Annotated in this window: 26 protein-coding genes; 1 reads left to right on the plus strand and 25 read right to left on the minus strand. The window is 38.6% G+C overall.

The window, feature by feature from the left end; genetic code table 11:
- Positions 1 to 87 precede the first annotated feature (87 nt).
- The 17 genes from gpmI to nth all read right to left on the minus strand — a co-directional run bounded on the left by gpmI (position 88) and on the right by nth (position 15670).
- On the minus strand, positions 88 to 1614 hold the full coding sequence (gene gpmI / locus VCHSUH03_RS02000) for a 2,3-bisphosphoglycerate-independent phosphoglycerate mutase (protein WP_105093885.1): 1527 nt from the start codon (positions 1612 to 1614) through the stop codon (positions 88 to 90).
- A gap of 13 nt (positions 1615 to 1627) precedes the next feature.
- Positions 1628 to 2398, minus strand: coding sequence for a triose-phosphate isomerase (gene tpiA / locus VCHSUH03_RS02005; protein ID WP_105093886.1), 771 nt, complete (start codon positions 2396 to 2398; stop codon positions 1628 to 1630).
- A 1-nt stretch (position 2399) separates the two neighbouring features.
- Positions 2400 to 3578 carry a phosphoglycerate kinase gene (locus VCHSUH03_RS02010; protein ID WP_060924223.1) on the minus strand — a complete coding sequence of 393 codons (1179 nt, stop codon included), beginning with the start codon at positions 3576 to 3578 and terminating at the stop codon, positions 2400 to 2402.
- Between the two features lie 13 nt (positions 3579 to 3591).
- Positions 3592 to 4602, minus strand: a complete 1011-nt coding sequence (gene gap, locus VCHSUH03_RS02015; protein WP_105085797.1) for a type I glyceraldehyde-3-phosphate dehydrogenase — start codon at positions 4600 to 4602, stop codon at positions 3592 to 3594.
- 58 nt (positions 4603 to 4660) lie between these two features.
- Complete coding sequence (locus tag VCHSUH03_RS02020; RefSeq protein ID WP_060924221.1) at positions 4661 to 5686, minus strand: sugar-binding transcriptional regulator; 1026 nt, start codon at positions 5684 to 5686, stop codon at positions 4661 to 4663.
- Between the two features lie 207 nt (positions 5687 to 5893).
- On the minus strand, positions 5894 to 6520 hold the full coding sequence (gene upp / locus VCHSUH03_RS02025) for a uracil phosphoribosyltransferase (RefSeq protein ID WP_060924220.1): 627 nt from the start codon (positions 6518 to 6520) through the stop codon (positions 5894 to 5896).
- A 187-nt stretch (positions 6521 to 6707) separates the two neighbouring features.
- Complete coding sequence (locus VCHSUH03_RS02030) at positions 6708 to 7940, minus strand: serine hydroxymethyltransferase (RefSeq protein ID WP_105093887.1); 1233 nt, start codon at positions 7938 to 7940, stop codon at positions 6708 to 6710.
- Between the two features lie 45 nt (positions 7941 to 7985).
- Positions 7986 to 8423: a ribose 5-phosphate isomerase B gene (gene rpiB / locus VCHSUH03_RS02035; RefSeq protein WP_105093888.1), complete on the minus strand. Its 438-nt coding sequence runs from the start codon at positions 8421 to 8423 to the stop codon at positions 7986 to 7988.
- 11 nt (positions 8424 to 8434) lie between these two features.
- Entirely contained in the window at positions 8435 to 8881 is a 447-nt protein-coding gene (locus VCHSUH03_RS02040) for a low molecular weight protein arginine phosphatase (protein ID WP_105093889.1), read from the minus strand.
- 112 nt (positions 8882 to 8993) lie between these two features.
- Positions 8994 to 10025: an L-threonylcarbamoyladenylate synthase gene (locus VCHSUH03_RS02045; RefSeq protein WP_105093890.1), complete on the minus strand. Its 1032-nt coding sequence runs from the start codon at positions 10023 to 10025 to the stop codon at positions 8994 to 8996.
- 1 nt (position 10026) lies between these two features.
- The gene (prmC, locus tag VCHSUH03_RS02050; protein ID WP_105093891.1) at positions 10027 to 10896 is read right to left on the minus strand and encodes a peptide chain release factor N(5)-glutamine methyltransferase; all 870 of its coding nucleotides are present in this window, start codon (positions 10894 to 10896) and stop codon (positions 10027 to 10029) included.
- Positions 10889 to 11971, minus strand: a complete 1083-nt coding sequence (gene prfA, locus VCHSUH03_RS02055) for a peptide chain release factor 1 (RefSeq protein ID WP_105093892.1) — start codon at positions 11969 to 11971, stop codon at positions 10889 to 10891. The genes prmC and prfA overlap by 8 nt, the downstream gene beginning before the upstream one ends.
- A gap of 2 nt (positions 11972 to 11973) precedes the next feature.
- Positions 11974 to 12879 (minus strand): DUF1385 domain-containing protein, encoded by a 906-nt coding sequence (locus VCHSUH03_RS02060; protein ID WP_105093893.1) that lies wholly within the window; start codon positions 12877 to 12879, stop codon positions 11974 to 11976.
- 57 nt (positions 12880 to 12936) lie between these two features.
- Positions 12937 to 13134 carry a 50S ribosomal protein L31 gene (gene rpmE, locus VCHSUH03_RS02065; RefSeq protein ID WP_004696185.1) on the minus strand — a complete coding sequence of 66 codons (198 nt, stop codon included), beginning with the start codon at positions 13132 to 13134 and terminating at the stop codon, positions 12937 to 12939.
- Between the two features lie 79 nt (positions 13135 to 13213).
- A complete protein-coding gene (locus tag VCHSUH03_RS02070) occupies positions 13214 to 13483 on the minus strand; it encodes a YdbC family protein (protein ID WP_005386267.1) in 270 nt (89 codons plus the stop codon).
- A gap of 110 nt (positions 13484 to 13593) precedes the next feature.
- The gene (locus tag VCHSUH03_RS02075) at positions 13594 to 15033 is read right to left on the minus strand and encodes a hypothetical protein (protein ID WP_105093894.1); all 1440 of its coding nucleotides are present in this window, start codon (positions 15031 to 15033) and stop codon (positions 13594 to 13596) included.
- Position 15034: 1 nt separating this feature from the next.
- Positions 15035 to 15670 (minus strand): endonuclease III, encoded by a 636-nt coding sequence (gene nth / locus VCHSUH03_RS02080; RefSeq protein WP_105093895.1) that lies wholly within the window; start codon positions 15668 to 15670, stop codon positions 15035 to 15037.
- 123 nt (positions 15671 to 15793) lie between these two features.
- On the opposite strand from nth, the gene VCHSUH03_RS02085 reads away from it, so the two are divergent.
- Positions 15794 to 16063: a DUF896 domain-containing protein gene (locus VCHSUH03_RS02085; protein WP_105093896.1), complete on the plus strand. Its 270-nt coding sequence runs from the start codon at positions 15794 to 15796 to the stop codon at positions 16061 to 16063.
- 61 nt (positions 16064 to 16124) lie between these two features.
- On the opposite strand, the gene VCHSUH03_RS02090 is transcribed toward VCHSUH03_RS02085, so the two are convergent.
- From VCHSUH03_RS02090 to murC, 8 genes are all read right to left on the minus strand, one after another.
- Positions 16125 to 17372 carry a pyridoxal phosphate-dependent aminotransferase gene (locus VCHSUH03_RS02090; RefSeq protein ID WP_105093897.1) on the minus strand — a complete coding sequence of 416 codons (1248 nt, stop codon included), beginning with the start codon at positions 17370 to 17372 and terminating at the stop codon, positions 16125 to 16127.
- Positions 17373 to 17615: 243 nt separating this feature from the next.
- On the minus strand, positions 17616 to 18185 hold the full coding sequence (locus tag VCHSUH03_RS02095) for an outer membrane beta-barrel protein (RefSeq protein WP_105093898.1): 570 nt from the start codon (positions 18183 to 18185) through the stop codon (positions 17616 to 17618).
- 81 nt (positions 18186 to 18266) lie between these two features.
- Positions 18267 to 19307 carry a cell division protein FtsZ gene (ftsZ, locus tag VCHSUH03_RS02100; protein WP_105093899.1) on the minus strand — a complete coding sequence of 347 codons (1041 nt, stop codon included), beginning with the start codon at positions 19305 to 19307 and terminating at the stop codon, positions 18267 to 18269.
- A gap of 138 nt (positions 19308 to 19445) precedes the next feature.
- A complete protein-coding gene (locus tag VCHSUH03_RS02105) occupies positions 19446 to 19790 on the minus strand; it encodes a small basic family protein (protein WP_005386246.1) in 345 nt (114 codons plus the stop codon).
- Positions 19787 to 20482, minus strand: coding sequence for a DUF881 domain-containing protein (locus tag VCHSUH03_RS02110; RefSeq protein ID WP_024065456.1), 696 nt, complete (start codon positions 20480 to 20482; stop codon positions 19787 to 19789). Before VCHSUH03_RS02110 ends, VCHSUH03_RS02105 begins: the two co-directional genes overlap by 4 nt.
- 23 nt (positions 20483 to 20505) lie before the next feature.
- Positions 20506 to 21363, minus strand: coding sequence for a cell division protein FtsQ/DivIB (locus tag VCHSUH03_RS02115; protein ID WP_024065457.1), 858 nt, complete (start codon positions 21361 to 21363; stop codon positions 20506 to 20508).
- Between the two features lie 27 nt (positions 21364 to 21390).
- Complete coding sequence (locus VCHSUH03_RS02120) at positions 21391 to 22323, minus strand: D-alanine--D-alanine ligase family protein (protein WP_105093900.1); 933 nt, start codon at positions 22321 to 22323, stop codon at positions 21391 to 21393.
- A complete protein-coding gene (murC, locus tag VCHSUH03_RS02125; RefSeq protein WP_105093901.1) occupies positions 22320 to 23702 on the minus strand; it encodes a UDP-N-acetylmuramate--L-alanine ligase in 1383 nt (460 codons plus the stop codon). Before murC ends, VCHSUH03_RS02120 begins: the two co-directional genes overlap by 4 nt.
- Positions 23703 to 23705: the final 3 nt, after the last annotated feature.

A 23705-nucleotide genomic window follows, 5' to 3' on the forward strand; every position in this document is an offset into this window, starting at 1 on the left:
TAACTGTCATGCGACAGATATTATATATTGAGCAAAACCATATAGGTTATAACTCTTGTTAACTACTAATATAGTGAAAGTTCTATATTATACTTTTTTTACTAAACTATGACCTGTCATAGATTCTGGTTGTTCTATACCAGCCAAGTCTAATAATGTAGGAGCAATATCACATAATTTGCCAGCCTCTAATGTAGCTGATTTTAAGGCATCACTCATTAAAATTAAAGGAACCAAGTTTGTTGTATGCGCCGTATGAACTTTGCCAGTTTCATGGTTAACCATAAGCTCCGCATTACCATGATCTGCTGTAATCAATAAGTGGCCATTCTTACTGCGTATAGCCTCAACGATACGACCTAAACAAGTATCTACAGCCTGAACTGCTTTAACAGCTGCTTCAAAGCTACCTGTATGACCTACCATATCTGGATTTGCAAAGTTTAAGATGATCATGTCATACGTTTCATCTTGAATAGCTTGTACAACTTTATCGGTTACTTCATAAGCGCTCATCTCAGGTTGCAAATCATAGGTTGCCACTTGAGGAGATTTCACAAGTATGCGGTCCTCACCTTCAAATGGTTCCTCTTTACCGCCGTTGAAGAAATACGTAACATGAGCGTATTTCTCTGTTTCAGCAATACGCAATTGACGATAGCCGCCTACGCTTAGTACTTCGCCTAGTGTTTCAGATAAAATGTCCTTTTCATACACAATATGAACTGGTAAACCATCTTCATATTTAGTCATAGTCGCCATGTATAAAGATAATGGTTCACGGTTAAAGCCATCAAAGTCTGGCAACACTAAGGCTTTTGTAAGCTCACGACCTCGGTCTGGACGGAAATTACAGAAGATAACAGCATCGCCATTCTTGATCGTTCCTTCAGCATCAATTACCGTAGGAAGAACAAACTCATCTGCCGCATCTTTGTCATAAGATTGTTGCACCGCTTCACAGACTGATGCGGCTCTTTCACCTTGACCATTTACAATCGCATTGTAAGCAAGTTCCACACGGTCCCAACGATTATCACGGTCCATCGCATAGTATCGACCACTCACAGTAGCAATTTTTCCACAGTTTAGCTCTGCCATATACGCTTCTAAGTCTTTTAAATAGCCTTGTGCACATTGAGGGGCTACGTCACGACCATCGAGCAAGGCATGTACATAAACGTGCTCAATACCATTGTCATGAGCGCCTTTAATAACAGCCTTGATATGTTCTAAAGAACAATGCACATTGCCATCAGAAACTAGGCCAATAAGATGTAAGCTTTGTTTTTTGCCTACTTCATACAGTTCCTTTATAACAGGGCGATTATAGAACTCGCCAGACTCAACGTCTTTAGTAATACGAGTTAAATCTTGGTACACAATACGACCAGAGCCAAGGTTTAAATGACCAACCTCAGAATTCCCCATTTGGCCTTCTGGAAGGCCTACCGCTAGTCCTGATGCTTCTAATTTTGTATGGGGATACATATCCCACAATTGATTAAAACAGTGCGGCTTCGCCTGTACTACAGCATTGGTTGTATCTGATTGATCTCCCATGCCAAAGCCATCTAGGATAACTAGCATTACGGGAGCCTTTAATTTAGCCATTTTTAACCTCATATTAAGCGCTTACTTGATTCGCCGCTTTAATAATATCAATAAATTCATCAACTACTAAAGATGCACCACCTACAAGGGCACCATCAATATTTGGTTCCCCAAGGATTTCACGGGCATTTTCGGATTTAACACTACCACCATATTGGATGCGCACGGCATCAGCAGTCTCATCATCGTATAAAGAACGAATGTAATCACGAATTTCTTTACATACCTCTTCAGCTTGATCGGCAGTTGCTGTTTTACCTGTACCGATAGCCCAAATTGGTTCGTACGCAATAATCAACTGACTAACTTGTTCCTTTGGAACGTCAACTAAAGCACCTTTAAGTTGAGATGTAATCCAGTCTAGAGTATGCCCGGATTCACGTTGTTCTAAACTTTCACCAACACAGACAATAGGAGTCAAATTATGGTGAAATGCACTTTTGATTTTTGCATTTACCGTCTCATCTATTTCACCATAATATTCACGGCGTTCAGAGTGACCAATAATAACATAATTGACGCCTATCTCTGTAAGCATAAGTGGTGAGATTTCACCAGTGAATGCACCAGCATCATGATAATCCATAGTTTGTGCGCCTACTTCAATAGCTGTATCTCGTGTTAGTGCTACAGCACGTTCGATAGCTGTGAAAGGCGGGCAAACAACTACATCACAGGATAATTCCATATCTTGTAACACGCTGTTAAACGCTTCGATCAGAATAAATCCAGACGCAATGGTGCCATTCATTTTCCAATTCCCTGCAATAATGGGTTTTCTCATATTATGCCTCAGACAATGCAGCAATACCTGGTAGAATTTTGCCTTCTAAGAATTCTAAAGATGCACCACCACCTGTGGAGATATGGCTAATTTTATCTGCTAAGCCACTTTTTTCAATAGCCGCTACAGAGTCGCCACCACCAACGATAGTCATCGCATCGGATTCAGCTACAGCTTTTGCTACTGCATTAGTACCAGCTGCAAAGTTTTCCATTTCAAATACACCCATAGGACCATTCCAAATAATAGTCTTCATTGGCGCCAATGCTTCTACATAGAGCTCCCGTGTTTTAGGACCAATATCTAGAATCATCCAACCATCTTCAATATTTTCAACGTCAACGATTTTAGTATTAGCGTCGTTGCTGAAAGCATCAGCTACTACAGCATCGATAGGTGTCAATAATTTAGCACCTGCTACGCGAGCTTCCATAACAAGATCTGTAGCAATAGCTTCTTGACCTTCTTCAAATAAAGAGCTACCAATGTTGCAGCCTTGTGCTTTAATGAAAGCATTTGCCATACCACCGCCGATGATCATTACATCAACCTTAGGCAAAAGATTTGAAATAACAGAAATTTTATCTGTTACCTTAGCACCACCGATAATAGCTGCCATAGGTGTTTTAGGATGAACTACAGCTGCACTTAATGCATCAATTTCTTTTTTGAGCAAGAAACCTGCTGCCATAGGGATATAGTCAGCAATACCAACTACGGATGCTGCATTACGGTGGGATACACCGAATGCATCGTTGATTGCTACATCAGCAAGAGATGCCAATTGTTTAGCAAATTCAGGGTCGTTTTTAGTTTCTTCATTATGGTAACGCAAGTTTTCAAGCATCAATACATCGCCTGGTTGTAATGCTTTTACAGCCGCTTCAACCTTAGGGCCAATGCAGTCATCTACGAATGCTACTGGCTTGTTGATAAGCTCAGATAAATGTTTTGCACATGGTGCCAAAGACATTTCAGGTTTGCGTTCCCCTTTTGGACGACCAAAGTGAGAAGCAAGAATTACCTTTGCCCCTTTTTCAATTAAATAATTGATAGTAGGTAATGCACTACGAATACGAGTGTCATCAGTGATGACACCGTCTTTCATAGGAACATTAAAATCAACACGAACAAATACTGTTTTATTATCTACTTGTAAACCTTCGATTGTTTGTTTCATCAAAGCCTCCCGATTATAAGCCTTTGCTTGCTACGAATGCTGCCATGTCGATAAGACGTTCGGAGTAACCCCATTCGTTATCATACCAAGAAACAACTTTTACCATATTGCCATCCATAACCATTGTTAAATCAGCGTCAACAATGGAGCTACGTGGATCGGAGCTGAAGTCACAAGATACTAATGGCACATCAGATACACCTAAGATACCTTTTAATTCGCCAGCAGCTGCTTTGCGGAATGCTTCATTGATTTCTTCTTTAGTTGCAGGTTTTTCAAGTTCGCAAACAAGATCTGTAGCAGATACGTCTGGAGTTGGAACGCGCAATGCAAAGCCATCTAATTTACCTTTTAATTGAGGCAATACTTTAGCAACCGCTTTTGCTGCACCAGTAGTTGTAGGAATGATAGACATAGCTGCTGCACGAGCACGGCGAGGGTCTTTATGACGTGCATCAAGAATTTTTTGGTCATTAGTATAGGAATGAATAGTTGTCATCATGCCGCGTTTAATGCCGAATTCATCGCATAATACTTTAGCAAATGGAGCCAAGCAGTTTGTTGTGCAAGATGCGTTAGAAATAATATGATGTTTTGCAGGATCATACATATCTTGGTTAACACCCATAACCATAGTTAAGTCTTCGTTTTTACCAGGTGCAGAAATTAATACTTTTTTTACAGTAGGTTGATTCAAATGAACTTTTGCTTCCTCTGCATCACGGTATTTACCAGTACATTCCATAACAATTTCAACGCCTTCTTCAGACCAAGGCAATTTAGAAGCATCGCGGTCATGGAATACGCGAATTTTCTTACCGTCAACATAAATGTTGTCTTCATCAAATGTTACTTCGTTAGGAATTGTGCCATGAACAGAGTCATATTTTAACAATAATGCAGTACCTTCATTATCGCCAGTAGCATTGATTGCTACAACTTCTACGTCAGGATTGTTAATCGCTGCACGTACTACACATTTACCAATACGACCAAAACCGTTAATACCAACTTTTACTGCCATTGTTAGATCCTCCTAATAACAAAAATATTCTAACAAAATATTTAACTACTAACTTCACTTATAACGCTGAAATTTGTAACAATTGACGCATACCTTCTGCAGCTTGCTCATCAATGATAAGTATGCCTTTTTGACAAGCTCTCATAACACCAATAATGGCACTCGATTTATCTTGTCCACCAGCCACAGCAATCACATTTGGAATTTTTGCAACATCTGGAAGAGATAAACCAATATTATTAGTGGAATAAATCAACTTACCATCTATATCGCAATATTGACCAAGAGCTTCGCCAACAGCATGATTATCTACTAACTGCTTACGCACATCATCAGCTATATGGCGCTGATCCGCCATGCGCATAGCTGTACCAATACCAAACAACAGTACGTCAGTCCTACTAATGAGATCCCCAATTTCCTTAATTTGAGGTTCGCAAGTCATGAGCATATGCAATGAGTCTTGTGAAAGCCCATCAGGTAAATGGAGCATTTTATAGGTCCCACGAAGTCGTTCAGCCAGCACTGAAGCAATTACGTTAGCTTGATATTCAACTACCTCACCAACGCCCCCACGGGCAGGTACAACAATAGGATTAAATGGTAATACAGGCATCTCTTCAGCTACTGCAGCCATTGTACTGCCACCACTGATAGCAACTACAGAGTCAGGCTCTAATAATTCCTGTAATAGCTTTGCTGCTGCAAAACCTAACTTTTTAACCATCAACGTTCCTTCTGTGGGAGTGATGATAACCCTATCGATATGAAGCGCTTCAGTCAATCGATGTTCTAGCTCGTTAATACGATCTAATTCATTTAAAAAATTTCGCAACTTTGGAACAATTGCATGTCCCTCATCAGTGAGAAAAATTCCTGGTTTATAAATGTCTACAAGACCATTAGCACGCATTAGCTCAATATGACTTCGTACGGTTCGCTCTGGAAGGTCCGTTGCAGTAGCTAATGTCCTACGGCCTATAGGCTCTTCATAAACTAGGTGGTTTAATATTTTGTATCGCTCCTTTAATACACTAACGATTTCAGGAACAATACGTTCACATATCATTAGAAACTCGTTCATCGGGTCCCTCCTTTACCCGTTAGGATTGTATGAATCGTTTTTCGTCCCATGTGAACAAAATTCGTCCCACCCAAAATAAAAAAATACTTTTACATCTGTATTGTATACCCTATGTAGATTTTATTCAAGACTTTATAGGAGAAAACGACATAATTTAGATATTTTATACAACTTTGTACCTAAATTATGTCGCTTTATATGATTATATTATTTTGTACCGAAGATACGGTCACCAGCATCGCCTAAACCAGGCAAGATGTAACCATGATCATTAAGTTTTTCATCAAGGGCCGCTACATAAATAGGAACATCAGGATGTTCTTTATTCACTGCTTCCACACCTTCAGGAGCCGCAACAAGACACATTAACTTAATATTTTTAGCGCCTTTTTCCTTTAACAATGTAATAGCAGCTGCTGCACTACCACCAGTAGCTAACATTGGATCTGTTACTATAAAGTCGCGTTCGCCTACATCAGAAGGTAACTTGCAGTAGTATTCTACAGGTTTCAATGTTTCTGGATCACGGTATAAGCCAATATGACCAACCTTTGCAGTTGGAATCAAGTTAAGCATACCATTGACCATACCTAGGCCAGCACGAAGAATTGGGATAATACCCAATTTTTTACCTGCAATACGTTTGCCAGTCATTTTAGTTAAAGGTGTTTGTACTTCTACATCCTCTAATGGAAGGTTACGAGTGATTTCATAACCCATCAACATAGTAATCTCATCAAGTAATTCTCTAAAATCCTTAGAGCCTGTTTCTGCATCACGCATCAATGTAACTTTGTGTTGAATCAATGGATGTGTCATAACATTAACTTTCATGACTGTCCTCCTATAAATAATTTACATACCCTATCGGTATCCATTTAATATTCATATTTACTCTATCACAGATTAATAAATCATGCCATAAAAATATTAAAAGGGATGTGCCTAGGCACACCCCTTTTATGCTACTTATAGGTTTATAGAACTACAAATATGTAATTGTTATAGTTAATCTAATAGATTAGTATAAAGGATACGCTTCACAAAGTGCTGCCACACGTTTGCTTGCTTCTTCATGAATTGCTTTGTCTTCAGGATTTTTAAGAACAGTTGCAATGATATCTGCAATTTCTTCCATATCTTTTACTTGTAAGCCACGTGTTGTAAGAGCTGGTGTACCAAGACGGATACCGCTTGTTACAAATGGGCTAGCAGGATCGAATGGAATAGTATTTTTATTACATGTAATACCAACTTCATCAAGTAAGTGTTCTGCTTCTTTACCTGTTAAACCAGTATTGCGAACATCTACAAGCATAACGTGAGTATCTGTACCGCCAGAAACAATTGTTAAGCCTTTTTCTTGCAATGCAGCAGCCAATGCTTTTGCATTATCAATAACTTGTTGTGCATATACTTTAAACTCAGGTTGTAATGCTTCACCAAATGCTACAGCTTTAGCAGCGATAACATGCATCAAAGGACCACCTTGAATACCAGGGAAGATAGCTTTGTCGATTGCTTTTGCATATTTTTCTTTGCAAAGAATCATACCGCCACGAGGACCACGCAATGTTTTATGAGTTGTAGTAGTAACGATATCAGCATGTTCTACAGGATTTGGATGTAAACCTGCTGCTACAAGACCTGCGAAGTGAGCCATATCTACCATGAAGATAGCATCAACTTCATGAGCTACATCAGCCATTTTTTTGAAGTCAATTTGACGGCTATAAGCACTACCACCAGCGATAATCAATTTAGGTTTTGCTTCTAAAACGATTTTACGGAACTCATCATAATCGATTTGTTGAGTTTCTGCATCTACACCGTAAGGTACTACATTGAAATATGTACCAGATACGTTAACAGGAGAACCATGAGTTAAATGACCGCCATGGGACAAATTCATGCCTACAATAGTATCACCTGGTTGTAATAATGCGAAATACACACCAAAGTTTGCTTGAGAACCAGAGTGAGGTTGTACGTTGGCATGTTCTGCACCGAACAAGCGTTTTGCTCGTTCAATAGCTAATGTTTCGATAACATCAACATTTTCACAACCGCCATAATAACGTTTACCAGGATACCCTTCTGCATATTTGTTAGTTAATACGCTACCTTGAGCTTCCATTACGGCTTGAGAAACAAAGTTTTCAGAAGCAATCATTTCTAATTTATCGCGTTGGCGTGCTAATTCTTGATTGATAACAGCTTGAATATTAGGGTCTTGTTTTTCTAAGAAACTCATGAGTATCCTCCTCGTGCAAAACGAATATATATAGGTAATGATGTATTACTTCTCTAATGTTTTAATTTTCTCTACACGGCGTGCGTGACGGCCACCTTCGAATTCTGTTTTCATAAAGATGGCAACAATATCATTAGCTAGGCCCGGACCAATAACGCGTTCCCCCATTGTGAGAATGTTAGCGTCATTATGTTCACGACATGCATGAGCAGAGAATGTATCATGACAAAGAGCAGCGCGAATACCTGCAATCTTATTTGCTGCAATACCGATACCAATACCAGTACCACAAATCAAAATACCTCTGTCTGCTTGACCAGATACGACTGCATTTGCTACAGGTACAGCAATATCAGGATAGTCGCAAGAATCAGCTGTATGACAACCAAAATCCTCTACTTCATGTCCCAATGCATTTAACAATTCCTTAACGGATGCTTTTAAATTTAATCCGCCATGATCACAACCAATTGCAACTTTCATAATTTCATCTCCTACGCCTTCTGAGGCACTGATGTAAGACCAGTTTCTACTAAGTGATAAATTTGTTCCGCACATTGATTATATACGGTTTGATCAGCCCCATATGGGTCTGTAACATCACCATCTTGACCACCCCACTCGGAAATCGTTTTGATTTTACCTTCCTCAAACGGGAATTGGCGAAGTAGTACAGATTTGTGATCTTTCGTCATACCAATGATAAGATCTGCTGCATTAACGAGATCCATCGTCAATGGTCTCGATTCATGATCAGAAATATCTGCAATGGAACGGACGGCTTCTACGGCTTGTTCAGTTGGTTTTGCTCCATAGGCGGCAAATAGACCAGCTGATACAGTCGTCACATCCTTATGTTGCTCCGCTGCAAGGGCCCGTGTAATACCTTCAGCCATAGGGCTACGGCAAGTATTACCGGTACATACAAATAAAATATTCATAATAACATCCTTACTTAATCACATTTTGTGATTACTTTATACATTATAGCAAATTCATCCAATATGTAAAGACATATTTCTATTATCAGTGGACATTTTTATTTCAGTAAATTTACTTATAAATGATATGATGACTCGAGGCCTTTTCCATGCGGTTCATAATGGCAACACCAAAACCGTCGTCATCAACACCTTCTGCCAAGATTAAGGCAACATGATTTTCGTTAAAATATAATAGGCTTTTATAAAAGTCATGGCCTAATGATAAGGCATCACCATAGTTGCCAAAACAATGGAATATAAAGCGTGTATCCTCTTTCATAAGGTTATACGTTTCATGACTCACTAAACAACCTATAGGCCCTTCTATCCCCTTTGATAGCTCTTTAAAAGTACTTGCCACCCGCTCTGGACTACCTACAACAACTGTCATAGGTGCATCAGGAGCATAATGGGTATACTTCATACCAGGAGCTTTAGGCTTAGTTGTGGCATTAACGAGAGCAGTATCATACTCAACCGTAGATACAACAGCTTCAAGTTGTGCTTTTGTTATTCCACCTGGTCTCAATATAATGACCTTGTCATCATGTACCTCTACAACAGTTGACTCTACACCAATCATACATGGTCCTGCATTTAAAATATAGGAAATTCGACCATTCATATCATGGTAAACATCTTGTGCCGTTGTCGGACTTGGACGTCCAGATATATTAGCACTAGGAGCTGCTACCGGTACACCGGTACGCTCTAATAAAGCTCGACAAATCGCATGATCAGGACAACGTAAAGCAACACGAGATAAACCACCTGTAGCACGATCTGGCACTAAATCTGATTTAGGCAATGTGATTGTCAATGGACCAGGCCAAAATGTATCCATTAATAGTTGTGCAGTCTTCGAAACCTCTGTTACTAAAGGTTTTATACTTTCACTATTGGGAACATGTAAAATCAATGGATTATCTGAAGGACGACCTTTAGTGGCGTAGATTTTATCCATCGCCTCCGGATCAAGCCCATTAGCGCCAAGTCCATATACAGTTTCTGTAGGAATGGACACCAATTCGCCATTACGCAAAGCGCGAGCAAGCATATCTAGTTCTTGATCTGATGGATTTGTAATAATTTGAGTATCCATATTATCCCTCATATACAGCTGTTACAACGCGGTCATTTCCGCCGAGATCAGTAATACATCGAATATTAGAGTACTGCCCTGTTTCTTCTAATAAAGCCTTTACAGCCTCAGCTTGATCAAAACCTATTTCAAAGGCAATATGGCCTTTTGATTTTAAATATGTGCCACATGTTTTAGCCAAAATACGATAGAAATCAAGTCCATCTTCACCGCCAAACAAGGCAATATGGGGCTCATTTAATACGTCCTGAGACAATAATTTAGCATCCCCAGTACGGATATAAGGTGGATTTGATACGATGAGATCAAACTGTTCATTTTTACCATCTAAGGCAGAAAACATATCGGACTCTAAGAATTGAACACGATCATTTAAGTTAAATCTTTCACTATTTACCTTAGCCAATGACAAAGCATCGGTAGATATTTCAATACCCATGCCACAAGCATTCGGCAAATAGTGCAATAGACTTAATAATATCGTGCCAGGGCCCGTACATACATCAAGGATACGAATATTACTATCCTTTTGATACGTGCCTAGTACATGCTCAATCAACGTTTCTGTATCAGGTCGTGGAATCAATACCTTATCATTAACCTTAAAGGTCAATCCCATAAAGTCCTTTTCCCCAATAATAGCCGCTACACAATGCCCCTTAGCTCGTTCTTGAACGAGAGGTCTGAAAGCATCGAGTTCCTCTTGAATAAGCGGTTGGTCATAATGGGTATATAGATAAATACGATCCTTGCCTAAAACGTGAGAAAGCAGTACTTCCCCATCAAGTCGAGGTGTATCCATCTCCTTGCTTTGAAAGTACTGCTCTGTCCACTGGAGAATACGACCGATTGTCCAAATCTCCTTATGCATTTGTATTAGCCTCCTGCATTTTTGCCGCTTGGTCAGCAGCATTTAAGGCTTGAATGATTTCATCTAGATCACCATTTAAAATAGCATCTAATTTATACAATGTTAAGTTAATACGATGATCTGTTACGCGACCTTGTGGGTAGTTATAGGTACGAATACGTTCACTACGGTCACCTGTACCAACCTGGCTCTTACGGTCTGCAGCCATGCTAGAAATAGCCTCTTGTTCAGCTTGGTCTTGCAATTTTGCACGCAATACACGCATAGCTTTTTCACGGTTTTGTAATTGAGAACGTTGGTCTTGACATGCTACAACGATACCAGATGGTAAGTGAGTAATACGAACAGCAGACTCAGTTTTATTAATATGCTGACCGCCCGCACCACTCGCACGATAAGTGTCGATTTTTAAGTCTTTTTCATTAACTTCAATATCAACATCTTCCATTTCTGGCAATACCGCTACTGTTACGGTAGATGTATGTACACGGCCTTGTGTTTCCGTAGCAGGTACACGTTGTACACGATGTACACCAGATTCAAATTTCATCTTGGAGTATACATTTTCACCATCTACGGAGAAAATAACCTCTTTAAAGCCACCAAGTTCAGGTTCATTAGCATCAATAATCTCGCAACGCCAGCCTTGGCTTTCCGCATATTTTGTGTACATACGGAACAAGTCGCCTGCAAATAGTGCCGCTTCATCACCACCGGCACCACCGCGAATTTCAATGATAATATTCTTATCATCATTAGGGTCCTTAGGCAATAAAAGGATTTGTAATTTCTCTTCTAATTCCTCTTTTTGAGGTTTTAGCTCTTTTAATTCCTCTTGTGCCATTTCACGGAATTCTTCATCCATGGATTTATCTTCAATAACTTCCATAGCTTCATCAATACCAGCTAATACTTTTTTATAAGTACGGAATGTTTCAACTGTTTCAGATAATTGAGCATGTTGACGTGTTAATTTACGCCATTCATCTTGGCGTGCAATCACTTCAGGGTCACTGATGCGCTGCTCCAGGTCCATAAATTTATCTTCAATAACTTGTAATTTATCTACTAACATGTTTATTCCTCTTCATATGCATCACTCTCAGGAGGGCGAACCTCTTCAAGAGCTCGTATAGCAACTTCAATTTGATCATCTTCTGGTTCACGTGTGGTCATGTACTGTAATGCAAGACCGGGTTTGATAAGAGCTTTCACAAAGGAATGCTCACTACGACCAGCAAGACGAATAACCTCGTACGCAATACCTGCCACTACTGGCATGAGAAGTACGCGGCTTACGATACGTTCCAACAAATTAGGCCAACCTAAAAAGGCAAATACAAAGATACTTACTACCATAACGATAAGTAAGAAATTTGTACCACATCGAGGATGTAAACGACTTTGTTTACGAACGTTTTCTACGGTAAGAGGCAAGTCTAATTCATAGGTATGAATCGTTTTATGCTCGGCCCCATGATATTGGAAAACTCGTTGAATATCCTTCGTAAGCCCAATCCCCCAAATATAGAGTAGAAAAAGAACTAAACGAATGACACCTTCAATGAGATTTAATACTATATGATTATCCTGTACACCAGGAATGAATTTTACGATAAATGTAGGCAATGCCAAAAATACAGCAATCGCAAATATGGTGGAAATAACCATAGTAATGGCAATTTCACTATTAGACATTTCTTCCTCTTCATCGCCAGCGGCTTTAGCAGAGAAGGACAATGCCTTCATGCCAATAACTAGAGATTCATAGAGGGCTACACAGCCCCGAAGAAATGGTTTTTTCAAAATTGGATATGTGTCAGCAATAGATTTTGTAGGCTCTTTTTGAACTACAATAGTTCCTGATGGTTCTCGTACAGCTGTTGCTGTAACACCAGGCCCCCTCATCATGACACCTTCGATCACAGCTTGTCCACCGACAAACTTTTTAATACGTTCTGTGTTCACAAGAGCTCCTCTCATAAACAAATAGAGGCAGAGCCCATAGCCCTGCCAATAGATGCTACATTACATGACAAATTATTTGCCGTAACGTTTGTTAAATTGTTCAATACGACCACGAGCTTGAGCTGCGCGTTGTTGACCAGTGAAGAACGGATGGCATTTGGAGCAAACGTCTACACGAAGGTCTTCTTTTACAGAGCCAGTTTTGAATGTGTTGCCACAACCGCAAGTTACTGTAGCTTCTTTATAGTCTGGATGAATACCTTGTTTCATTCTATACACCTCTTTCCGACAATCAATATTATTCTTATAGATTATAGCATGACATATGCACAAATGCAAGTTGCCAATACTATTCCTTGGATGCTTGTTTTTCTTCAATAGACTCAGCTAAGATGGTCTCTAAGTCACTTTCATTAAGGATGTCACGCAATGCGATGAGCTCCTCTAAAGAAAGGGTAATACCCTTTTTCATACTTGTATATTCACTATCCCAAGCACGAAGGTCAAACTTAGGATTATATTTGCCCCAGCTTGTGCATGTTAATTGTTTTTTCCAACCGTCTTTATCTTCAGATAAAGTACCAATGACTTTGAAGATTTCAAAATTAATAACAGCCATGGGTCCTCCTTTCTTACACATTCGTGTAGTATGTTTCATACCTACTATATTTAGTAGTTTATATTTTTTAGGATACGATATATTTTAAACTAAATACTGTACTTTTACAATTAGTTTTTATAATCGCTATAATCTTCAATATCAATAGATGTTGTTGGTGGCATTACTTGTGCACCCACTTCATCTACCGTAAACTTCCAATTCGCAGTTGCTTCTGTAACAGCCTTGATGTAGGCTTCGTCAGCAGCTTGTACAGATGAAATTAATCGGGCTTCGTCTTTTACATCCAATACACGTCGACGTACACTGCTAAGCATATAACCGAATGACTCATCTGTTTGAACAAGCATGGAAATTTCTTGAATCAAGGTTTGTCCTGTACCACTACAGAAATATGCATACCACATATATGCCAATTCAGCATCCGGGAACATCCAGTAAATATCCTCTGTAGGTGCCTCTGTAGTAATATCTACGTCAACATGATCAGCATAACGTTTAAATGTAAGGAAATATGCTCCACTTTCAATTAGAGCATTACGACCTAATTCAGAAACTCGGCTGTCGATACAGTAAATACCATCTTGACCTAAGGCTACATCAGTTTGACCACCTGGTAGTAAAATAGAACGCAAAGACAATCCATAATTTAACACCGTGAATACTGGTAATTGAGCAAAAACACCATGAGGTAATGGAATATAGTTAATTGTTTTCCACTCATCTCCTACGCGTTCACGAAGACCTACACGCATCTTTTTAATATCATATTTACCATACACAATTTCGTAAGCCCCTAGTGGAGTCCATTCGCGGATTGCTTCTACACGCTTTTGATTCAAGAAGAATTGCAATGCCATATTATTTAAACCCAATTGATTTTGCGCCATTGTAGCAGGTAAGAATAATTGTGCAGTTCCTTCTGGAACAAGATTATGTAAACCATTAGCCACTTCTTCCACAATATCTTCAGAGGATTGGAACATACCAACTGTGCCCGTAAAAATATGATCAAAATAGCTGCGATGAGGCCATTGATTAATAATTTGTGCCATTGGATATAATCGTGTCAAAATGCTATAGCACACTGGAGATGCCGTATAAAGCACAACTTTTTTATCTTCATAAGATTGAAGGATTTCTTCAATCATACCTGCGTATTCTTCTACATAAGCATATAGAACGAGTTCTCCCGTTTTACTATGGGCTTCGATACTTTCACGAACAGGTGTCTCCCAAATAGTACCAACATCTAAACCATCCAAAATACCTGTATCGCTAATAAAATCAAACAATTCGACTTTAAAGGAAGGACCATATAGAGCTTGGAATGTATTCAAATCATATGGAACAGGGCCAAAAGACTCTACTGTAGATTTTTCTGCTAACGCATATAAATCATCAGCCGTAACGCCCCACTCACGGGAGCTAGCATTACTAGAAATTAATTGATCTAACACTTTAAAACGCATTAACTCATTTACAATATCAATACCTTCAATGCCATGAGTAGCACAAAGGGCAATAAATTCTTCGTTATTTACTTTCATATTAAACCTTTCCAGCTGAAGGACATAAGTGATTTAAAAAACATTCTTCACATAATGGCTTACGAGCCTTACATAGTTTACGACCATGATAAATCAACCAGTGATGTGCAGCCGCCCAATCCTCTTTAGGAATTGCCTTCTGCAACTTTAATTCCATCTCTTCTGGGGTTTTAGCAATACCCAGTTTTAATCGGTTAGACACACGGAATACATGAGTATCTACAGCAATCGCTGGCGTACCAAACAATACAGATACTACCACATTTGCAGTCTTACGACCTACACCAGGTAATTCAACAAGTTGGTCAAACTCCCGTGGCACTTCCCCATGGTATTGTTCCACTAGAATCTGACAAGTTGCAATCAAATTTTTTGCTTTAGATTTATAAAGGCCACAGTCCTTAATCAGAGTTTCTAATTTGGTAACCCCAATTGCTAACATCTTAGCAGGATGATTTAACTCAGGGAACAATCGTTTAGTAACGATATTAACCCGTTCATCAGTGCATTGTGCAGATAAGACAACAGCTACTAATAATTCAAATTCATTTGTATACTCAAGGGCAGGTTTTGCATCAAAATAATGCTCTTGTAACAGTTTTAACTGCTCTGCCTTTATTGCTTTTGTTACACGCATACAGCTCTCCTTTCTCACTTGTGAAAGTACAGACGCGTACAACTTATATCTTACCATACGTATTCATTTAGTTCTATGTTATAATAAATTACGTTATTCTAATATAGAATACAGGAGGTCAACATGAGTAATATTAATGATACATTAAAACGCATAAATGAGCTAGCAGCAAAGAAAAAATCTGGTCAAGAACTGACATCTGAAGAATTAGCCGAAAAGAAAGAGCTATATAAAATCTACTTAGAATTTATTAAAGGGCAAATTACAGACACCTTAGATCGTGTTGAATTTGTAGATCCAGATACAGGTGAACGTACGGCTCCTAAACGAGCGCTCGAAAACTTGGCTAAAGAAGCAGACAAAGATATTAAAGAACATAAAGATATCCACTAATATAAAAAAAGCCACTTGATACATGTATCAAGTGGCTTTTCACATAAGTTTTACTTATCTATTATAATTTGCCAAGACGTTTCATGGCATTATAAATTTTTTCCGCAAGGCCTGTCATTTGGAATTTTGGAATACCGCATGCTGCAACGCGAATACCATTTGCTAAAGCAATAACATAAATATGCTCTTTCTTCAACTCTTCACAAATAGCATTAGCAGAATCTGTAGGGATAGTAATAAAGAAACCACCGCGGTAAGGCAACATAGGAAGGCCTACTTGTGCAGCCTCTTGTTTAAAGATGTCAGCACGATCCCGAATCAATTTATAATAGCTATTACGTTCAGCTTCATATTCCTTAAACTTCGCTGGATCAGCCACAATATTAGCCATTGTACGCATTGCTGGACGACAAATGTTAGACCATGTAGCACGACTTGTAGATTTATTAATTTCTAAGAATTCATCAGCAATTTCTTCATCATCAGAAATACCAATCAAGGCACCAACACGTTGCCCATACATAGTGAAGCCTTTAGACAAGCTATAGCAAACACATGTAAGAATTTCTTTTGGCAAATGACTGAATTTACTAAAGAATGCACGAACCTCTTCTTTTTCACCAGAATAATCAAGGTATGCTACATCAATGCCAATGATTACATTATTACGGCCTATAGCAACGAGTTCTTTCAAGAAGTTAAGGATAGATTCCCAATCTTTGTCCTCTATAGAGTAACCTGTTGGGTTATTACCAGGTGTATTAAACACAATTAAAACATTTGTTTGTTTAGCAGCTAATTCATTAACTCGATTTTGAAATGCTTCATGGTTAAAGTTATTATGTTCATCAAATAAAGAATATGTAACAAGTGTACGACCTACATCACTACAAATTACGCGATAGGCACCCCAGTACCAATCAGCTGTCAAGACCTCATCACCAGGTTCTGTATAGTTATGAATTAAGTGATGGATACCGCCAGTACCACCAGCTGTAGCGATGCTACGGATGTGACCTTCTGGACGAGAATTACAAAAACATTCTTTCTCAGCAGCTGCTAAAAACTCTGGAATACCTGCAATTGGGGCATAACCAATATGTTCAGTGTCATTAAGACCCAAATATTCTTCTTTAACGGTTTTGAGGAAAACTAATTTGCCATCTTCATCGTGAATAGCACCTAAAGTACCATTTACAACGTTCTCTCGACCATTTTCTTTAGCATCAGCTAATGCTTGTCCAGCAGTTACAAAGATCACATCTTTAAGTTTTTTCCCTTTCGCATGCTTTGCAGCAACACTTGTCATAACTTACACCATCCTATCTAAAATGAATTATTACATATTTATCATACCTAAACTTATTTAATTATACAATGTGTATTTAGTAAATATATTGTATACATAAGAAATTATACTGACTACTAAAAAATGTACTATAAAATTAAGGTGTATAGCCTAATAAAAGATTTTATAGAAAAAATATTTATAAAGAATATATCAATTTTTTATATAAAAAAAGACCACTCATTTGAGTGGTCTTTAGTATCCTTAGAAGGAGTAGCCTACACCAGCGTGTAAACCTTTTGCAGTTTTATCGTTGTTGTTTACGCTATATCTATCATAGCCATAGTATACGTTCAAGTCTACATCAGGGCGAACTTCATATTGAGCACCTACTTGGTAAGTTTGCTTAATGTCGTTACCCCAACCAGCTTTAGCAAAACCGTTTACTTTTTCTGTTAATGGCACATGACCAATAACACCAGCTTGGAAGCCTAGTTCAGTGTCATTTGTACGAATTGCAGTACCTGCACCATATACATTTACGTTTGGATGTACTTTGTAAACTAATGCTAATTGATGATCTTTAATGTCGCCATTTTTAGCATTTACTTTATCGTAAGAGTATTGTACTGCAGTTTTATCGGAAAGATCGTGTTGTAAAGAAACACCGAAACCATCGTTGCTATTACCGCCACCTTTGGATACATGTTGTTTAAATGCATAATCAGCTTGTACCTTAGTGGAACCATCGCTAATTTTTGTTACAGGTGCTGCAGCAAATGCGCTACCTGCTACAACTGTTGCTGCTAGAGTTAATAATACTAATTTCTTCATTTGTACCTCCTATTCACATACCTATTGGTATGTCTTACTAAGTTACTTATTTACGAATGTTTTGATTATACACTCTATAAATTAGCGTTTCATGAATACAGGGATATCTGGGATACCGCTGTTAGTTGTTGTAGTGGATGCTGGACGAGATGTAGTAGTTGTTTTACCGAATTCTGGTACGCTTTTAGTGTTATTGCCAAAACCAGTTGCTACAACAGTAACTTGAACTTTATCGCCCAAGCTTTCATCGATAACAGAACCGAAGATGATATTTGCATCAGGGTCTGCTGCATCAGAAATAATTTGAGCAGCTTCGTTTACTTCAAAAATACCCAATTCGGAGCTACCAGAAATATTAAGCAAGATTCCTTTTGCACCATCGATGGAAGTTTCCAATAATGGGCTATTGATAGCCATTTTTGCAGCATCTGCAGCACGGTTTTCACCTGTACCTTCACCAATACCCATCAAAGCTTCGCCTTGATTAGTCATAATAGTTTTAACGTCTGCAAAGTCAAGATTGATTAAACCAGGAATTTGGATCAAATCGGAAATACCTTTGATACCTTGACGAAGAACTTCATCAGCTTTGCTGAATGCATCAGATACGGAACATTTTTTATCTACAACTTGTAATAATTTGTCATTAGGAATAACAATAATTGTATCAACTTTTTGAGTCAAGAACTCAATGCCTTTTTCTGCCGCAGCACGACGACGTTTGCCTTCGAATGCGAAAGGTTTAGTTACAACGCCAACTGTTAATGCACCAACTTCTTTAGCACATTCAGCTACGATTGGAGCAGCACCAGTACCAGTACCACCGCCCATACCAGCAGTTACGAATACCATATCAGCACCTTCAAGAGCTTTAGTAATTTCTTCACGGCTTTCTTGAGCTGCTTCTTCACCGATTTGTGGGTTAGCACCAGCACCAAGGCCTTTAGTAACTTTTTCACCGATTTGAATTGTTACATCCGCTTTAGACAATTCAAGCACTTGGTTTTCTGTATTAACGGCTAAAAATTGAACACCTTTAATTTGGTTATCAACCATACGATTAACAGCGTTATTACCGCCGCCACCAACACCGATAACTTTAATATTTGCAAAATCAGACATTGAACTTCCTCCTCTTATCGTTATCTATTGTATCAATATACGTCCCAATGTATCGATTTATATACTGACTATCTTATAACAATTACATTTATTTTACACTAAAATTTGAAAACTTTCCACTATATAGAATGGGATTTATTAGAACCGCTTAGTCATAATTATCTTGCGTATAGCGCCTACATTAATAAATACACGTAACCCAAATCCAATAAGGGCCACATAGTATAGGTTAATGCCTATTAAATCACCAACATATACAAGAATAACAGCTAATACCATATTTGAAAAGAACCCAATGACAAAGTTACTAAGATCAAAGGTTCTTTCCAATGCTGCTCGACTGCCACCAAATACTGCATCTAAAGCTGCTAGAACAGCTACCGAAGTATAATTCGAATAACTAGCAGGGATATGAAGTGGTGCTATCCATCCTAAGATAGCCCCTATAATTAGGCCAATGATGGCAAAGATATAGATATTCATTCTTTACCTCCTAACTCATTAGGCTTCATATGTTCTTCTCTAAAAGTACCTGTGAAAGCAGGAATCGCTACATCCTCTTCTTGCTTTATAGTTACCTTTATTCCCCAATGTTTAAGTGAATCTACTACACCACCGCGCATAGTTAGCGCAGAATTTAATGTCTTTGGATCTCCAATAGCTTTCACCGTAAAGGGAGCTCCAAAGACCTTACCATTTACAGTAATAGTCGGTCCTGAACATCGTATTTCAGACGTTCCTATGAGGCGTTGATCATTAATAGCTATCGCTTCAGCCCCACCAGCCCGTAATTCATTAACAATTCTTAGAATATCTTCATCATGAATTACATACAAATTGGGATTTTCCCCACTTTGTACAGGCTTTAAGCTATCTTCAATCAACACACTAACGCCCGGCCCTTTAACATTTGTTAAAGCCGCTTTCATCATAAGCTGTTCATCAGCTTTACCACCGCCATTGGCACCAGATTTTTTTAGTGACTCAATTTGCTTTAACAAAGCATCACGTTCACTCTGGGCCTCTCTCAATTGTACCGCCAAATCGCCAGTCCGTTGTAAGCGAATATTTTCTTCTATATTATCTTGAGTCATCTTATATTGGGTAACAACCATGAACCCTAATATACAGCTGACTATGGCAATTGCCCACCGTTCGTGTCTCACGACTATCATCTACCTTTATATTCAACATGACCTTATCTATCTTGTTTCTTATCATCCTTCTTAGTAGATGAATTCTCTGTAGTCGGTGCTCCATTCTGATGCTTTTTAACTTCTGGCATCACATCGGTTTTAATGTACGGCGATGAAACATTAACATCTATATACTGTACATTACCATGTGTCTTTTTAATATCTTGTAACATCGACTGAGTTAGCTCTGCTTTTTTAGCTAAGTCTTTGCCATCCCCCAGTCGAATCTGTACACCGGAAACAGTATATGCCATTATCGCATCAGGATCCCCAATATTAACCTCTGCAATATTTTTGAATGTCTCCTCATCGAGTGAATTCAAATATTCAAGAGCCGCCAATATTGGCTTATCTACTACCGTATCACCTAATAGTATATTTCCAGCTTTCACACCAGAAATCATAGGAACAGATGTGTCTTGTATAGCTGGCTCAGATGCAATCACTTGTCCCTTACTATCAAGGGTTAAGTATCCAAACTGAGCCGGTACGACTGCAACTGCCTTGCGTTCTACTACATTTACAACCATTGTCAGTGGCAACTGATAGCTAATCTGAGCCTCTTCGACACGTAAATCTTTCGATAATCTAGTTTTTAATTTTTCTGTACTAATCTGCAATATATTAACAGGTTCATGAATATCACCAGCTACCATTACATCTTGTACAGTTACCTTATCCGATCCAGTAACTTTTAAAGATCCAAAAGGAATAGGTAGTGTAAACAACCCCACCAACACGAGAGTAACTGCACCACCGATTTTTAACACTCGTTTTCTAAATACAGCCCGTTCATCACGAACAGGTGTAGAAGACTGCATCTCCCCAGAGTTGGATGGATGGTTTTGCTTATCATCCATAGTTAACTCCTTATCTTCTATTAGCCCTTAAAATTTCCCTATACTAGCTGTTAATAGAATTTTTTCACATAATGTTGGGAAGTCAATTCCCATTTCTTTTGCTGCTTTTGGTACTAAAGATGTTGCTGTCATACCAGGCACAGTATTGTATTCAAGAACATACATATTATCTGCATGATCTGTCATAACATCAACACGAATTACCCCACTGCCTTGTACTTCACGATACACAAGCTCCCCTATGTGTTGCATTTCAGCAGTCATTTCTGCACTAATAGGCGCTGGCACCAAGTATTCTGTAGCACCTACAGTATATTTGCTCTTGTAATCATATTCGCCAGAATGTGGACGAATTTCAATAACTGACAATGCTTTACCATCTAAAACAGATACTGTAAATTCACGACCATCAAGGAATTGTTCTACCACAAGAATAGGGTCATATTTAAGAGCTTCCTTTACAGCCTCTTCTAACTGAGCTTTATCGCGAACAATAGTAACCCCAATGCTAGAACCTTGCGTAGCAGACTTCACAACTACGGGAATTGTAAAATCCTTACGAATATGTTCAATAATAGCTTCTGCAGATTCAATATTACCATTAAAGGACTCAGAAGCCGCAGTAGGAATATTGGCACCTTTAAATACATCTTTACTTACTTTTTTATTCATCCCTACTGCATGAGCCATAATACCTGACCCAGTGTATGGAATTTCAGCCATTTCTAATAGGCCTTGCAACGCACCATCTTCGCCGTAACGACCATGAATTGCATTAAATACAACCTCGCCATCTAAGTCTTCAATATCTTTTAATACAGTGCGCGGATTGAGTTCTAAGGTTTGAGCATTATAACCTTTGCTTTCAAGTGCTTCTGCAATAGCAGCGCCAGTACGGCGAGATACTTCAGCCTCTTTGGAAGGACCACCCATTAATACGATTATTTTTTTATCTTTCATTGTAAGCCTTCCTCCAATATAGCTAATAATTTTGGTCCATATTGATTAATAGAACCTGCACCCATGGTGATAACCAAGTCATTAGGTCTTACTACTTTCGCTAATACCTCAGGCAAATCGTCAACAGACTGTACATAATGTACATCTTGACCTGTGGCCGCTTTAATAGCATTTGGAATTGTATTGCCATCAATGCCAGAGATTGGATCTTCACCAGAGCTATAGATATCTGTCATATATACTTCATCAGCGCTTGTGAAAGCAGTAGCAAATTCATCCTTTAACAAGCTTGTGCGAGTAAAGCGATGTGGCTGAAATACACAAATAACACGATGTTTTTCTAACTCTTTAGCAGCCTTTAAGGTAGCTTTAATTTCAGTAGGATGATGTGCATAGTCATCAACAACCCATACACCTGCTACGTGACCTTTAGTTTCAAAACGGCGTTTTGCACCGATGAATTTACCTAAGCCTTTAGTAATGATGCGCGTTTCTACACCGCAACAATCATGTGCCACAATAAAGGCAGCCAAGGAATTCAATACATTATGTTCACCAGGTACTCGTAAGCGAATGCGCTCAACATTCACACCATTATGGTATACATCATATACCAAAGTAGAGTCTACATAGTGAATATTTTTAGCTACATAGTCATTATTATCACTTAATCCATATGTAATGAAATTACGATTTACACGGCTCATAACATAACGAATATTTTCATTATCGCCACATACGATTGCTTTGCCAGATTCTGGTAATGTTTCTACGAACTCACAGAATGCATTTAGCAAGTTATCCATCGTTTTATAATGATCCATGTGATCATCTTCAATGTTAGTAATAACAATAGTGTGTGGACGTAGTTTCAAGAAAGAACCATCGCTTTCATCTGCTTCTACTACAGAGAAATGGCCTTTCCCAAGACAACTACTACCTTTTAAATAATCTACTTCACCACCGATTATAACTGTTGGATCAGCTTCTGCTTCTACTAAAATTTGACCAATCATGGATGTAGTAGAAGTTTTACCGTGAGCACCAGCTACTGCAATGCCATCTGTTACGTCTAACACAGCTTTTACAATATCGGAACGGTGTAAAATTGTAATACCTTGTTCTTTAGCAGCTACAATTTCAGGGTTATCTTCGCGAATAGCCGTAGAACGAACTACAGCATCAACGCCTTTTACATAATCTTTATTATGACCAATATGAACTGTAGCGCCCATATTTCTGAACTTTTCAATAACTGCAGAATCAGCTACATCTGAACCAGATACGTCATAACCTTTTTGAATTAAAATATTCGCTATAGCACGCATGCCAGACCCACCTATACCAATAAGATGAATCTTATGAATACCGTCTAACATAAA

The sequence above is a fragment of the Veillonella infantium genome, from assembly GCF_002959895.1.
In the GTDB taxonomy this organism is placed as follows: domain Bacteria; phylum Bacillota; class Negativicutes; order Veillonellales; family Veillonellaceae; genus Veillonella; species Veillonella infantium.

Bases quoted from the DNA above. Each gene is read 5' to 3' on its own strand.
- VCHSUH03_RS02060 (WP_105093893.1), bottom strand. From the start codon at position 12,879: ATGAGAGGAGCTCTTGTGAACACAGAACGTATTAAAAAGTTTGTCGGT.
- VCHSUH03_RS02085 (WP_105093896.1), top strand. From the start codon at position 15,794: ATGAGTAATATTAATGATACATTAAAACGCATAAATGAGCTAGCAGCA.
- VCHSUH03_RS02105 (WP_005386246.1), bottom strand. From the start codon at position 19,790: ATGAATATCTATATCTTTGCCATCATTGGCCTAATTATAGGGGCTATC.
- gap (WP_105085797.1), bottom strand. From the start codon at position 4,602: ATGGCAGTAAAAGTTGGTATTAACGGTTTTGGTCGTATTGGTAAATGT.
- rpmE (WP_004696185.1), bottom strand. From the start codon at position 13,134: ATGAAACAAGGTATTCATCCAGACTATAAAGAAGCTACAGTAACTTGC.
- VCHSUH03_RS02095 (WP_105093898.1), bottom strand. From the start codon at position 18,185: ATGAAGAAATTAGTATTATTAACTCTAGCAGCAACAGTTGTAGCAGGT.
- murC (WP_105093901.1), bottom strand. From the start codon at position 23,702: ATGTTAGACGGTATTCATAAGATTCATCTTATTGGTATAGGTGGGTCT.
- VCHSUH03_RS02030 (WP_105093887.1), bottom strand. From the start codon at position 7,940: ATGAGTTTCTTAGAAAAACAAGACCCTAATATTCAAGCTGTTATCAAT.
- VCHSUH03_RS02010 (WP_060924223.1), bottom strand. From the start codon at position 3,578: ATGAAACAAACAATCGAAGGTTTACAAGTAGATAATAAAACAGTATTT.
- prfA (WP_105093892.1), bottom strand. From the start codon at position 11,971: ATGTTAGTAGATAAATTACAAGTTATTGAAGATAAATTTATGGACCTG.
- VCHSUH03_RS02070 (WP_005386267.1), bottom strand. From the start codon at position 13,483: ATGGCTGTTATTAATTTTGAAATCTTCAAAGTCATTGGTACTTTATCT.
- ftsZ (WP_105093899.1), bottom strand. From the start codon at position 19,307: ATGTCTGATTTTGCAAATATTAAAGTTATCGGTGTTGGTGGCGGCGGT.
- gpmI (WP_105093885.1), bottom strand. From the start codon at position 1,614: ATGGCTAAATTAAAGGCTCCCGTAATGCTAGTTATCCTAGATGGCTTT.
- VCHSUH03_RS02090 (WP_105093897.1), bottom strand. From the start codon at position 17,372: ATGACAAGTGTTGCTGCAAAGCATGCGAAAGGGAAAAAACTTAAAGAT.
- nth (WP_105093895.1), bottom strand. From the start codon at position 15,670: ATGCGTGTAACAAAAGCAATAAAGGCAGAGCAGTTAAAACTGTTACAA.
- VCHSUH03_RS02045 (WP_105093890.1), bottom strand. From the start codon at position 10,025: ATGGATACTCAAATTATTACAAATCCATCAGATCAAGAACTAGATATG.
- VCHSUH03_RS02115 (WP_024065457.1), bottom strand. From the start codon at position 21,363: ATGGATGATAAGCAAAACCATCCATCCAACTCTGGGGAGATGCAGTCT.
- tpiA (WP_105093886.1), bottom strand. From the start codon at position 2,398: ATGAGAAAACCCATTATTGCAGGGAATTGGAAAATGAATGGCACCATT.
- upp (WP_060924220.1), bottom strand. From the start codon at position 6,520: ATGAAAGTTAATGTTATGACACATCCATTGATTCAACACAAAGTTACA.
- VCHSUH03_RS02075 (WP_105093894.1), bottom strand. From the start codon at position 15,033: ATGAAAGTAAATAACGAAGAATTTATTGCCCTTTGTGCTACTCATGGC.
- VCHSUH03_RS02120 (WP_105093900.1), bottom strand. From the start codon at position 22,323: ATGAAAGATAAAAAAATAATCGTATTAATGGGTGGTCCTTCCAAAGAG.
- VCHSUH03_RS02040 (WP_105093889.1), bottom strand. From the start codon at position 8,881: ATGAATATTTTATTTGTATGTACCGGTAATACTTGCCGTAGCCCTATG.
- rpiB (WP_105093888.1), bottom strand. From the start codon at position 8,423: ATGAAAGTTGCAATTGGTTGTGATCATGGCGGATTAAATTTAAAAGCA.
- prmC (WP_105093891.1), bottom strand. From the start codon at position 10,896: ATGCATAAGGAGATTTGGACAATCGGTCGTATTCTCCAGTGGACAGAG.
- VCHSUH03_RS02020 (WP_060924221.1), bottom strand. From the start codon at position 5,686: ATGAACGAGTTTCTAATGATATGTGAACGTATTGTTCCTGAAATCGTT.
- VCHSUH03_RS02110 (WP_024065456.1), bottom strand. From the start codon at position 20,482: ATGATAGTCGTGAGACACGAACGGTGGGCAATTGCCATAGTCAGCTGT.